General features: G+C 70.2%; 8 protein-coding genes and 1 pseudogene. 5 read left to right on the forward strand and 4 right to left on the reverse strand.

Annotated elements, in window-relative coordinates:
* From VTU_RS0116925 to VTU_RS0116935, 3 genes and pseudogenes are all read left to right on the forward strand, one after another.
* Positions 1-256: pseudogene (locus VTU_RS0116925) on the forward strand (hypothetical protein); the annotation flags it as partial.
* Positions 257-261: 5 nt separating this feature from the next.
* Positions 262-870, forward strand: a complete 609-nt coding sequence (locus VTU_RS0116930; protein ID WP_040893035.1) for an ATPase — start codon at positions 262-264, stop codon at positions 868-870.
* Positions 871-887: 17 nt separating this feature from the next.
* A complete protein-coding gene (locus tag VTU_RS0116935) occupies positions 888-1,586 on the forward strand; it encodes a response regulator (RefSeq protein WP_010106353.1) in 699 nt (232 codons plus the stop codon).
* A 36-nt stretch (positions 1,587-1,622) separates the two neighbouring features.
* Here VTU_RS0116935 and VTU_RS0116940 read toward each other — a convergent pair whose 3' ends face one another.
* From VTU_RS0116940 to VTU_RS0116950, 3 genes are read right to left on the reverse strand one after another with little or no spacing between them, the layout of a single operon-like run.
* Positions 1,623-3,815 (reverse strand): TonB-dependent receptor, encoded by a 2,193-nt coding sequence (locus VTU_RS0116940; RefSeq protein WP_010106355.1) that lies wholly within the window; start codon positions 3,813-3,815, stop codon positions 1,623-1,625.
* A 55-nt stretch (positions 3,816-3,870) separates the two neighbouring features.
* Positions 3,871-4,104, reverse strand: a complete 234-nt coding sequence (locus VTU_RS0116945) for a hypothetical protein (RefSeq protein WP_029554505.1) — start codon at positions 4,102-4,104, stop codon at positions 3,871-3,873.
* Entirely contained in the window at positions 4,101-5,222 is a 1,122-nt protein-coding gene (locus tag VTU_RS0116950) for a PepSY-associated TM helix domain-containing protein (RefSeq protein ID WP_010106359.1), read from the reverse strand. Before VTU_RS0116950 ends, VTU_RS0116945 begins: the two co-directional genes overlap by 4 nt.
* Before the next feature lie 217 nt (positions 5,223-5,439).
* Here VTU_RS0116950 and purL point away from each other — a divergent pair, with 217 nt between their 5' ends.
* The gene (gene purL / locus VTU_RS0116955) at positions 5,440-9,474 is read left to right on the forward strand and encodes a phosphoribosylformylglycinamidine synthase (RefSeq protein ID WP_010106361.1); all 4,035 of its coding nucleotides are present in this window, start codon (positions 5,440-5,442) and stop codon (positions 9,472-9,474) included.
* Positions 9,471-10,964: a tRNA adenosine(34) deaminase TadA gene (gene tadA / locus VTU_RS0116960; RefSeq protein WP_010106363.1), complete on the forward strand. Its 1,494-nt coding sequence runs from the start codon at positions 9,471-9,473 to the stop codon at positions 10,962-10,964. Before purL ends, tadA begins: the two co-directional genes overlap by 4 nt.
* Here tadA and VTU_RS31815 read toward each other — a convergent pair.
* Complete coding sequence (locus VTU_RS31815; protein WP_010106364.1) at positions 10,865-12,097, reverse strand: MFS transporter; 1,233 nt, start codon at positions 12,095-12,097, stop codon at positions 10,865-10,867. The genes tadA and VTU_RS31815 overlap by 100 nt on opposite strands.
* Between the last annotated feature and the right edge of the window lie 206 nt (positions 12,098-12,303).

Below are 12,303 nucleotides of genomic sequence, written 5' to 3' on the forward strand. Positions count from 1 at the left end.
TCACAACGAGGTCGAATTCATGAACACGCTGTACAAGACACCCGAGAACGAGGACCCGAGCGAACAACTATGGCGCGAGCTGGACCGTGTAGACGGCGATGGCGGCGCCGCACGCGAGCTGCTCGCCGCAGGTTGGCCGATCTACTACCGCGAGCCGACGACGCCAAAGGGCTTGCAAATCAAGAAATACCCCGACGGCCGCCGCGAGCTGGTGCGTTTCTCGCGGCAGGGCGATGAGGTGATCCACGCCCTATGAGCAGCATGCGACCCCAGCTATGGGTTTTCGCGGGTCCGAATGGGGCAGGAAAATCGACGCTGGTCAGCCGGTACCGGGTGGCCAGCCGCATTCCGATCGTGAATCCCGACGACATCGCCCGCGCAATCGGGCCGGACGATCCGGGCGCCACCTCGGCACAGAACCAGGCCGGTCGCTTGGCCATCGCGCAGCGCAAGCAGCTGCTGCAGGAAGGCCGGTCCTTCGGGATCGAGACGACGCTGACGGGCCGGCGCGAGTTGCCCTTCATGCAGACCGCCAAGGATCTCGGCTACAAGCTGAATTTGGTCTATGTCGGCCTGTCCGAGGTGGAGCAGTCCCATGTCCGCGTTGCCGCAAGAGTCCAGCGCGGCGGCCATGACGTCCCCGAGCAGGACCTGCTGCGCCGTTTCGACCGCAGCCTCGGCCATCTTGCCGATGCGATCGGGCTGAGCGACCGGGTGCGCATCCTCGACAACAGTGGCGAAACCTACCGCCTGCTGCTGAGCATGGACCTGGGCCGGACGAAGTTCGTCACCCGCAACCTGCCGGACTGGGCCAGGGCAGCCGTTCCGATGGCAATGCAGCAGCCGCCTCAGGGGCATCCTGGCGACTGAACGCCCCGCCGCAGGCCATGACCGACCTGCCGACGCATATCCTCATCGTCGAAGACGAGGCCGACATCCGCCGCTTCGTGCGCCTGACGCTGGAGCGCGAGGGCCACACCGTGCACGAGGCCACCACCTTGCAGCGTGGACTGATCGAGGCCGGCACCCGGCGCCCCGACCTGCTGGTGCTCGACCTGGGCCTGCCCGACGGCGACGGCGTGGACCTGATCCGCGAATTGCGCAGCTGGTCGGCCATGGCCATCATCGTGCTCTCGGCGCGCAGCGCCGAAGCCAGCAAGATCGCCGCGCTCGACGCAGGGGCCGACGACTACCTGGTCAAGCCCTTTGGCTCGGGCGAGCTCATGGCCCGGGTGCGCGCCCAGCTGCGCCGCAGCCAACAACCGGGCGTAGCGGGCGGGCAGGCGCTGATTGCGTTTGGCGACGTCACGGTGGACTTGGCTCGCCGGGCCGTCGAGCGCAGCGGCCAGGCGCTGCACCTGACCCCCATCGAATACAAGCTGCTCACGCATCTGGCGGCGCAACCCGATCGGGTCATCACGCACCAGCAGCTGCTCAAGGCCGTGTGGGGACCGGGCCACGCGCAGGACACGCACTATGTGCGCGTGCACATGGCGAATCTGCGCAAGAAGGTCGAGCGCGACGCCTCGATGCCTCGGCACTTGAGGACCGAAACGGGGGTCGGATACCGCTTCGTTCCCGGTTGACCCGGCCCGGCTGCGAATGGAATGCTCAGGCAGTTCTCAGAAGTCCACGCTGGCGCTGATGGACAGCGTGCGCGGCGCGCCCAGCACCAGGTAGCCCCAGCCCGGGTAGCCGCCCGACGAGGCCCAGTAGCTGCGGTTCGTCAGGTTGTCCACGCGCGCGCGCAGGGTGACCAGGCGGCCCTGCACTTCGCGCAGGTAGCGCACGCCCACGTCCAGCCGGCTCCAGCCGGGCACCTTCAGGGTGTTCGTGGCGTTCGCGTAGCTGGCGCCGGTGTGCACCAGGCGGCCATCGACGGCCAGCCCGGGCAGGCCCGGCAGTTCCCATTGGGCACCCAGATTCGCCTGCAGCCGGGGCACACCGATGACGCGCCGGCCATCGGTGCTGGCGCTGCCGGTGCTTTGCTGCCGGGCATCGAGCCAGGTCAGCCCGCCCAGCAGGCTCAGCTCCCGGCTGGCCTGACCGTGCAGGCTCAGCTCTGCGCCCCGGTGGCGGTCCTGGCCATAGGTGCCGAAGATGCGGCTGCGGGTGTCGACGAAGGCGCGCGGCCGGGTGATGGAAAACAGCGCCAGGTCGGCGGCGATGCGGCCAGCGTCGTACTTCAGGCCCGCCTCCTTTTGCCGCGCGACGAAGGGGGGCAGCTTCTGGCCCTGGTTGGTCGCGCCGGTGGGTGCCGTCTGACCCTGGTTCAGGCCTTCGACGTAGTTCGAGTAGACCGATAGCTGCGGGTCCACCTGGTAGAGCGCAGCCAGCAGCGGGCTGCCATGGCTCTGCTGGTCGCGGCCGGTGAACGCGGCCGTGCCGTAGGCGTAATTCACCGTCTCCATTTTCTGCAAGCGCAGGCCTGCGGTGAGTTGCAGGCGCCGCTCGGCGAGCGCAACGGTATCGCCCAGCGCCAGGCTGCTCAGGCGCGTGCTGCCGGTGCGCCGCGGATGCGCCAGATCGCCACCCCACTGGGTCTTGGCGCCAAAGTCCGGCAGGCTGGTGGTGATCGGGCCGTACAGGTTGCCCGCCTGGGGGTTGTCCCCGTCCGAAGCGTAGGCATTTTTCGCCTCGGAGCCGAAATACGCGGCCACGGCCACCCATTCATGGCCCAGGCCGCCGGTCTGCAACTTGCCGCGCAGGCCCAGTTCGCCGGTGTTCACGCTGTCGCGGCGGCGGTTGTCGAAGCGGTAGTGGCTGGCCGCGCCGCTGCCCGCGTCGTTCACCGTGAGATTCGCCAGCGCATTCGCTTCGGCGCCGCGGCGCGCGCCTGCGGCGGCCCAGGCAGTGGTGGCCGCAGAGAGATCCCATTCGCCGCGCAGCGTGCCAAACAGGTCGCGTTCGTTCGCGTAGGTCCCGGGCTGGGCATGGTTGCTCCGGTTATCGGGCGGCCTGGGCACCTGGGTGAGCGCAGGCTCGAGCAGGACGTTCGTGCGGGTGTTGCGCAGTGCGTTCGTTTGCCAGCCGACGTCGCCGGACAGGCGCACGCCGGGGCTGCGCCAGTCCAGGCCCAGGGCGAGCAGTTCCAGGCGGCTCTTTTCCTTGTCCACGGCGCTGCCCCCGGCGCGTGTGGCCGCATTCAGGCGCACCCCCGTGCTGCCGTCGGGGCCAAAGCGGCGTGCCATGTCGGCTGCCAGCTGGGTCTGGCCGCCCTGGGTCACCCCCAGGGTCACGCGGTTCAGCGGCTCGTTCGGCGCGCGCTTGGGCACCAGGTTGATGCTGCCCCCCAGGCCGCTGCCGCCCGGGCTGGCACCGTTGAGGAAAACCGAGGCGCCGCGCAGCAGTTCCACCCGCTCGAACAATTCGGTGGCGATGTACTGGCGTGGCAGCAGGCTGTACAGGCCGTTGTAGGCGATGTCGTCCGAATACAGGATGAAGCCGCGGATGAAGTAGGCCTCCTGGAAGTTGCCAAAGCCACGCGCCGTGCGCACCGTCGGGTCGTTTTGCAGCACGTCGCCGACGCTGCGGGCGTGGCGGTCCTGTATCAGTTCGTTGGTGTAGCTGGTGATGGAAAACGGCGTCTGCAGCGCGTCGCGCGTGCCCAGCACACCGGCGCGGCCACCGCGCGCCACCTGGCCGCCGGCGTAGGCCGGAGACAGGCCCTGGGCCGACGCGTCGGCGCTGGCGTTCACGGTCACGGGGGACAGGGTTTGGCCTTGCGCTGCCGGGGCCGCAGCGGTTTGTGCATGCAGGGCGGGCGCGGTGAGCGCGAGCAGCATCGCGGCCGTGGTGCACGCCGGGCTCGGCATGCCTATCTGCAAGGGTGTCGTGTGGTGCATGGTGTTGAAAGAGAGCAAGAAGGATTCAGAACGGCGGCGCCGGGGTGTCGGCGTCGGTGGCGGCTTCCACGGGGCGCGCGCGGGGCCAGGAGAACCAGCCGATCACGGCCACCGGAATGCCCAGCCCCAGCCATGACCACCAGTCGCCCCAGCGCTCGAAGAGCAGCGCGCTGGCCAGGCCCGTGGCCGAGAGCAGGGCCATGGCCAGCGGCCAGCCCCATAGCCTGAGGAATGGACTCTGGCAAAGACCCGGCCTCATGCGCTGCCCTCTCTGCGCGCCTGTGCGCGGCGGCACAGCCACAGATACAGCCCGCTGCCGAGCACCACGATGGTGACCCCGTCCAGCAGCGCCCAGAGGACCTTCAGCGGCAGGCCGCCGTAGTCGCCAAAATGCAGCGGCTGCGAGAGCAGCAAGGCCGCCAAGTACCAGGGCAGCGCTGGCGCGGCAGTGATGCGCGCGCTGCGCGCATCGACCAACACCGGCTGCCACAGGCGCGAGCGCAGGGGGGTATTGCCGCGCATGAAAAAGGTGTTGTGCTGCGGGCTGGAAAAGGCGGTTCCCGGAAAGGCGATGAACGACAGCCGCATCCCCGGGGCCTGCGCCTGCGCAGCCTCCAACGACTGCTGCAAGGACCCGCGCTCGGCGACCGGCACCATGGCCTGGCCCGCCCAGGGCTCGAGCAGGGCCGAGAGTTGGTCGTGCTGCCAGTATCTGATCAACAGGTCGGCCCAAGTGTTGATCATGCCCGTGGCCGCAACCACCAGCGCCCAGACCAGCGTGACGCTGCCCAGCAGGTTGTGCAGGTCCAGCCACTTCAGGCGCGCGGAGCGCTCGCGCCGCACCTGGCCAAAATGCAGCCGGCGCATGAAGGGCGCGTACAGCACGATGCCGGTGACGATGGCCACCAGCAGCAGCAAACCCATGCACCCCAGGAACAGCTTGCCGGCCAGCCCCGCGAACAGGTCCACGTGCAGGCGCAGCATGACGTGCATGAAGCCCTCGCCCACCGGCCGCTGCGACAGCACGGTCGCCGTGCGCGCATCGACGGCGATCGACTTGAAGTCCTGCGTCGGGTCGGGCGTGGGGGTCAGGGTCACGAACCACAGCGCGTCGCCCTCCTCGGGCCGGGAAGCGAACTGCACCACGCGCTCGGGGTGCCGCGCCTGCGCGGCGGCCAGCACCTGGTCCAGGCTGGCCTGTGGCGTGTCGGCGGGCAGCGCCGGGGCCTGCACCTCCGTGCCCAGCCAATGGCCGATTTCTTCGTGAAAGATCAGCGGCAGGCCCGTCAGGCACAGCAGCAACATGAAGAGGGTGCACACCAGGCTGGACCATCGGTGGGTCCATGACCAGTAGCGCAGTGCAGCAGGGCTCAGCATGGGTTGTCGGGAGGGGAAGGGTTCAAGCCAATGCTACCGAATGTAAGTGACCGTGGCTTGCGGGAGACGGATTTTATATTGCAAATGCGAACTATTTCGTTTTCTGAAGGGCTGCTGCGTGCTTTCCAAACGCATCGGGTCCCCCGGTAAAATGCCGGGCCGGCCAACGCAGCGCAGGCAGCCCCCTCCCCCACCCCCTCCTCTACACACTGCTACCGTGACCTTGCACATCACCACGCTGGCGGGCGGCAACGCCCTCAGCGCCTTTCGCGCCCAGCAGTTGCAGTCCGCGTTGCAGGCCATCCACCCCCGGGTCTGCGGCATTGCGGCGCGCTTCGTGCATCTGGTCGCCACCGACGCGGCCCCCACGCCGTCGGAGCGCGAGCGCCTGGACGCCTTGCTGACCTACGGCGAACCGCATGCCGGCCCGGACGATGGCCTGGTCGTCATCGCCGCGCCGCGCCTGGGCACCCTGTCGCCCTGGTCGTCCAAGGCCACCGACATCGCGCGCAACTGCGGCCTGACGATCCGGCGCGTGGAGCGCATCACCGAGTACCGCATCCGCCTCGAAGCGGACCTGCCGGGCCCGGCGCCCGCATGGAGCGCAGCGCAGCGCGACCAGGCGGCCGCCCTGCTGCACGACCGCATGACCGAATCCGTGCTCCCGGACCGCGCATCCGCCGCGGCGCTGTTCACTGCGTTGCCGTCCGCGCCCATGGAGCACGTGGACGTGCTCGGCGCGGGCCGCGGCGCGCTGCAGGCGGCGAATTCCCGCTTTGGCCTGGCGCTGGCCGACACGGAGATCGACTACCTGATCGACGCCTTCAGCGACCTGGCGCGCAACCCCAGCGACGTGGAGCTGATGATGTTCGCGCAGGCGAACAGCGAGCATTGCCGCCACAAGATCTTCAACGCCCGCTTTCGCATCGACGGCGTGGCGCAGGCGCAGAGCCTGTTCGACATGATCCGCAACACGCACCGGTGCGCGCCCCGGCACACGCTGGTCGCGTACTCGGACAACGCCTGCGTCATGGAGGGCCACCACGGGGTCGAACGCTTCGTCGCCAAAATGACCGATGTGACCGATGGCGCAGACCCCTGCATCCCGCATGGCTACCAAAAGAGCCGCGCCACCGAGCATGTGCTGATGAAGGTGGAGACGCACAACCACCCCACGGCGGTCTCGCCGTTTCCCGGCGCGTCCACCGGCGCGGGCGGGGAAATCCGCGACGAGGGCGCCACCGGCCGCGGCGCCCGGCCCAAGGCCGGCCTGAGCGGCTTTGCGGTCTCCCGGCTCTGGGGCAGCCCGTCGGGCCGGCCCGGGCACATCGCCAGCGCGCTGCAAATCATGCTCGAAGGCCCGCTGGGCGCGGCCGCGTTCAACAACGAATTCGGCCGCCCCAATCTGGCGGGCTACTTCCGCGAATACGAGCAGAACGTGGGCGGCGTGCTGCGCGGCTACCACAAGCCCATCATGCTCGCCGGCGGCTTGGGCGCGATCGACGCCGCGCTCACGCAGAAAATCGCCTTCCCCGCGGGCACCTTGCTGATCCAGATCGGCGGCCCCGGAATGCGCATCGGCATGGGCGGCGGCGCGGCCAGTTCCATGGCCAGCGGCAGCAACGCGGTCGCGCTGGACTTCGATTCGGTGCAGCGCGGCAACCCCGAAATCGAGCGCCGGGCGCAAGAGGTCATCAACCACTGCTGGGCGCAGGGCGCGGCCAACCCCATCCTCGCGATCCACGACGTGGGGGCCGGCGGGCTGTCCAACGCCTTTCCGGAACTGGTCCACGACGCGGGCCGCGGCGCGCGCTTCGACCTGCGCGCCGTTCCCCTCGAGGAATCGGGCATGGCGCCCCGGGAGATCTGGAGCAACGAAAGCCAGGAGCGCTACGTGCTGGCGATCGCGCCCGAGTCGCTGGCGCAGCTGCGGGCGTTTTGCGCGCGCGAGCGCTGCCCGTTTGCCGTGGTCGGGGTGGCCACCGAGGAGCGCCGGCTGGTGCTGCACGACAGCGCCGCCATGGCCCCGGAGCAGCCGCTTCCCGTGGACCTGCCCATGGCCCTGCTGCTGGGCAAGCCGCCCGCGATGCAGCGCGACGTGCGCAGCGTGCAGCGCCATTTCACCCCCCTCGACCTGGGCGGCGTGGCGCTGCACCAGGCCGTGATCGACGTACTCGCGCACCCCACGGTGGCGTCGAAACGCTTTCTCATCACCATCGGCGACCGCAGCGTGGGCGGCCTCTCGCACCGCGACCAGATGGTCGGCCCCTGGCAGGTTCCCGTGGCCGACTGCGCGGTGACGCTGGCCGACTACCAGGGCTTTGCGGGCGAGGCCATGGCCCTGGGCGAACGCTCGCCGCTGGCCGCCATCGACGCCCCGGCGTCGGGCCGCATGGCGGTGGCCGAGGCCATCACCAACCTGCTCGCCGCGCCCATCGAGCTGCCGCGCGTGAAGCTCAGCGCGAACTGGATGGCCGCCTGCGGCGAGCCCGGCGAGGACGCCGCGCTGTACGCCACCGTCCGGGCCGTGGGCCTGGAACTGTGCCCGGCGCTGGGCCTGTCCATCCCCGTGGGCAAGGACAGCCTGTCGATGCGCACGCAGTGGAGCGAGGCCGGCGCCGAGAAGAAAATCGTCTCCCCCGTGAGCCTGGTCGTGAGCGCGTTCGCCACGCTGGCCGACGTGCGCACCACCCTCACGCCGCAGCTCGACGCCAGCGAAGCCGACAGCACGCTGCTGCTCATCGACCTGGGCCGGGGCCGCAGCCGCATGGGCGGCAGCATCCTGGGCCAGACGCTGGGGCAAAGCGGCTGCCCCGAGAAAGACGGGGTTCCCGACCTCGACGACCCGCAGGATCTGCTGAACCTGGTCGCCGCCGTGAACGCGCTGCGCGCGCGCGGCCAGATCCTGGCCTACCACGACCGCAGCGACGGCGGCCTGCTCGCGGCCGCGGCCGAGATGGCCTTCGCGGGCCATGTGGGCCTGGCGCTGAACGTGGACCCGCTGCTCACCGAAGGCGACGGCATCGAGGACAGCCGCATGGACGTCGGTGACGCCAAGAACTGGGCCACGCAGGTCGGCGCACGGCGCGAGGAACGCACGCTCAGGGCGCTGTTCAACGAAGAACTGGGCGTGCTGCTCCAGGTGCGCACGGCCGAGCGCGACGCGGTGATGCACACGCTGCGCGCGCACGGCCTGTCCCGGTTCAGCCACTTCGTCGGCAAGACGCGCCCGGCGGCGGCCCCCATAGCCGCCGGCAAGGGCGAGTTGCAGGTGTGGCGCGACGCCAGGCCGGTATTCAGCGCCGCGCTGGCCGACCTGCACCAGGCCTGGGACAGCGTGAGCTGGAAGATCTGCCGCCAGCGCGACAACCCCGCGACCGCCGACGCGGAACACGCGGTCGCCGGCGACCCCACCGACCCCGGCCTGCACCTGCACCTCCCGTTCGACGCCGACGAGGACATCGCCGCCGCGTACCTGAACCTGGCCCGGCCCCGGGTCGCGATCCTGCGCGAGCAGGGCGTGAACTCGCACGTCGAAATGGCCTACGCCTTCGACGCAGCCGGCTTCGCGGCGCACGACGTGCACATGACCGACCTGCAAAGCGGCCGCGTCAGGCTCGCCGACTTCCAGGGGCTGGTCGCCGGCGGCGGCTTCAGCTACGGCGACACCCTGGGCGCCGGCGTCGGCTGGGCGCGCAGCATCCGCTTCAACCCGCAGCTTGCCGCGCAGTTCCAGCAATTCTTCGCGCGCGCCGACAGCTTTGGCCTGGGCGTATGCAACGGCTGCCAGATGTTCGCCGAGCTGGCCGAGATCATCCCCGGCGCGCAGGACTGGCCGCGCTTTACGACCAACCGGAGCGAACGGTTCGAGTCCCGCCTGTCGCTGGTCGAAGTGCTCGCGTCGCCCAGCCTGTTCCTGCAGGAAATGGCCGGCAGTCGCTTGCCGATCGCCGTGGCGCATGGCGAGGGCTACGCCAACTTCGCGCAGCAGCGCGGCTCAGCAGCGCGGGCCATCGCCGCGCTGCGCTTCGTGGACAACCACGGCGCCGCCACCGAACAGTACCCGTACAACCCGAACGGCAGCGCCGGCGGCCTGACCGGTGTGACCACGGCCGACGGCCGCTTCACGGCCATGATGCCGCACCCCGAGCGCGTATTCCGCAACGCGCAGATGAGCTGGACGCCGGGCGAGCGCAGCGCGCCCAGCCCCTGGATGCGCATCTGGCGCAACGCGCGCAAATGGGTCGGATGAGCCACGGCGAATGCCCCGAGCACGATGCGCACTGGATGCGCCTGGCGCTGGCGCAGGCCGAGGACGCGGCGCGCGCCGGCGAAGTGCCCGTGGGAGCCGTCGTGGTCAAGGACGGCCGGGTGCTTGCCAGCGGCCGCAACGCGCCCCGGCAGAGCCATGACCCGACCGCGCACGCCGAGATCGTGGCGCTGCGCGCAGCGGCCCGGCAACTCGGCAATTACCGGCTCGACGGCTGTAGCCTCTACGTCACGCTCGAACCCTGCGCCATGTGCAGCGGCGCCATGCTGCACGCGCGGCTCGCGCGGCTCGTGTACGGCGCGCCGGATCCCCGGACCGGGGCTGCGGGCTCGGTGCTCGACCTGTTCGGCCAAGCGGCGCTGAACCACCGGACCCAGGTTCAGGGCGGTGTGCTCGCCGACGCCTGCGGCCACGCGCTGCGCGCATTCTTCCAGCGCCGCCGCGGGCAGCAGCGGGCGCAGCACCCGCTGCGCGACGACGCGCTGCGCACGCCCGACGCCGCCTTTGCCGACCTGCCCGGCTACCCCTGGGCGCCACACTACCTGAGCGACCTGCCCGGCCTGGCGGGGCTGCGCATGCACTACCTCGACGAGGGCCCCCGGGACGCCCCGCGCACCTGGCTGTGCCTGCATGGCAACCCGTCCTGGAGCTATCTGTACCGGCGCATGCTGCCGGTGTTTCTGGCCGCCGGGGACCGCGTTCTGGCGCCCGACCTGATTGGCTTTGGCAAGAGCGACAAGCCCAAGAAAGACAGCGCGCACCGCTTCGAATGGCACCGCCAACTGCTGCTGGAATGGATGGCACGCCTGGACCTGCGCCGCATGGTGCTGGTGGTGCAGGGCTGGGGGGGAATCCTGGGCCTGACGCTGCCCATGGCCATGCCCGAGCGGTTCGCCGGCCTGCTGGCGATGAACACGCTGCTGGCCACGGGCGACGCGCCGCTGCCACCGGGCTTCGGTCCATGGCGCGCGCTGTGCCGCGACCGGCCTCTGTACGGGGTGGGCCGTCTGCTGACGCGCGGCAACCCGCATCTGAGCGCTGCGGAATGCGCCGCGTACGACGCACCGTTCCCGGACCGCGGCCACCGCGCCGCGCTGCGCGCCTTTCCCGAGCGCGTCCCCGTGCACGCGGACGACCCGGGGGCGGCGCTGTCGCGCGCCGCGCGCCAGTTCTGGCAGCACCAGTGGCGGGGCCGCAGCCTGATGGTGGTCGGGGCGCAGGATCCGGTACTGGGGCTGCCCACGATGCAGGCGCTGCGGCGCAGCATCGCCGGCTGCCCGGAGCCCATCGTGCTGCCGCAGGCCGGGCACTTCGTTGCAGAACATGGCGCGGCCATCGCCACCCGGGCCGTGGAATACTTCGCGCCGCAGCCTCAGCGCGCCGACGGCCCCGCGCCGTGCAGGTGCAACCTGCCCACGACCAGCGCCGAGAGCAGGCTCGCGGCAACGCCCACCAGCGCGGCCAGCCAGTAGTTCTGCACCAGCCCCTGCGCGTCGCGGCTGATCAGCAGCCCGCCCACGAACGAGGCCAGCCCCATGGCCGCCGACTGCACCGACCCGTTCAGGGTCATGAACGTGCCGCGCACAGCGGGCTGCGCGGCCGAGGCGACAATGGCCATTCCCGGAATCATGCGTCCCCCCATGATGGTGAACATCAGCGTGGTCACCAGCAACACGGTCCATAACGGCGCACCATGCGCCAGCGCCCCCGTCAACGCCAGCAGGGGCAGGGCGAGCGCCAACGCCAAGCCGCGGTAGGTGGGCACCTTGCCCAGACGGTCCGTCAGCCCGCCAAACACGCGCGCCGTGAACAGGGTCGCCACGCCGCCGCACAGGTAGATCAGAGGCACCTGGTCGGCGCGCACGCCGATGTTGCTCCGCATGTAAATGGTGATGTAGGGGATCACCGTAAAGCCCGCGAACATCAGCAGCGCCGTGAACACGAAGGCCCGGCGGTGGTTCGGATCGACCAGCACCTGCGCGATGCCGCCCCACACCGTTCTGCCACGGGCCGCGTGCACGTGCGCGGTCAGCGCCGGCAGCGTGCGCGCGGCCACCACCGCCACTCCCCCGACCATCGCGGCAGTGGCAATGAACGGCAGGTGCCAACCGCCGAACTGCGCCAGGACCAGCCCCAGCGGAACGCCCGCCACCGTCGCCACGGAGAACGAGGTCATGACGATCCCCGTGGCGCGGCCGCGCCGCTCGAACGCGACCACGTCCGCGACGATGGTCTGCACCAGGGCCTGCAGCACGCCCCCGAAGGCCCCCGCAAGAATGCGCGCCGCGATCAGCGTGGCGTAGGTCGGCGCGAGGCCGCAGGCCAGCGTTGCCAGCCCGAACAGGGTGTAGAGCACCAGCAGCAGGCGCTTGCGGCCAAAGCGATCGATGCAGGTGGACGCCAGCAGACCCGACACCCCGGCGGACAGCGTGTACGCCGAGACCAGCAGGCCGAACTGCGCGTCGCTGATGGCAAACATCTGCGTGAACTCGGGCCCCAGCGGCATCATGATCATGAAGTCCACGATATGCGTGAACTGCACCCCCGCGAGGGTCAGCAGCAGCCAGAGTTCGCGGCGCGGGGTCAGTGCAGGGGTGGAGGGCATGGGGATCCATTCGGCTACCAAGCGGTTCACAGTGTGCCGCAGGCGCGCAAAGCATGCTGTCGCGCGGGTTGCACCCTTCCTGTGCAGTTTGCAGACCGCTGGCCTTCGGCACGCGTGCGATAGACTGCGCAGCCAAAGGCAGGCGCAGGAGTTCCCTTCCATGAATATGAGCTACCTCGATCCCAAGATCGATCTGGTCTTCAAGC

Source organism: Verminephrobacter aporrectodeae subsp. tuberculatae At4 (genome assembly GCF_000193225.1).
GTDB lineage: Bacteria > Pseudomonadota > Gammaproteobacteria > Burkholderiales > Burkholderiaceae_C > Acidovorax > Acidovorax aporrectodeae.

What these genes read in the sequence shown, in the direction of transcription:
- VTU_RS0116940 (WP_010106355.1), bottom strand. Translation starts at nt 3,815, where the DNA reads ATGCCGAGCCCGGCGTGCACCACGGCCGCGATGCTGCTCGCGCTCACC.
- VTU_RS31815 (WP_010106364.1), bottom strand. Translation starts at nt 12,097, where the DNA reads ATGCCCTCCACCCCTGCACTGACCCCGCGCCGCGAACTCTGGCTGCTG.
- VTU_RS0116935 (WP_010106353.1), top strand. Translation starts at nt 888, where the DNA reads ATGACCGACCTGCCGACGCATATCCTCATCGTCGAAGACGAGGCCGAC.
- VTU_RS0116950 (WP_010106359.1), bottom strand. Translation starts at nt 5,222, where the DNA reads ATGCTGAGCCCTGCTGCACTGCGCTACTGGTCATGGACCCACCGATGG.
- tadA (WP_010106363.1), top strand. Translation starts at nt 9,471, where the DNA reads ATGAGCCACGGCGAATGCCCCGAGCACGATGCGCACTGGATGCGCCTG.
- VTU_RS0116930 (WP_040893035.1), top strand. Translation starts at nt 262, where the DNA reads ATGCGACCCCAGCTATGGGTTTTCGCGGGTCCGAATGGGGCAGGAAAA.
- VTU_RS0116945 (WP_029554505.1), bottom strand. Translation starts at nt 4,104, where the DNA reads ATGAGGCCGGGTCTTTGCCAGAGTCCATTCCTCAGGCTATGGGGCTGG.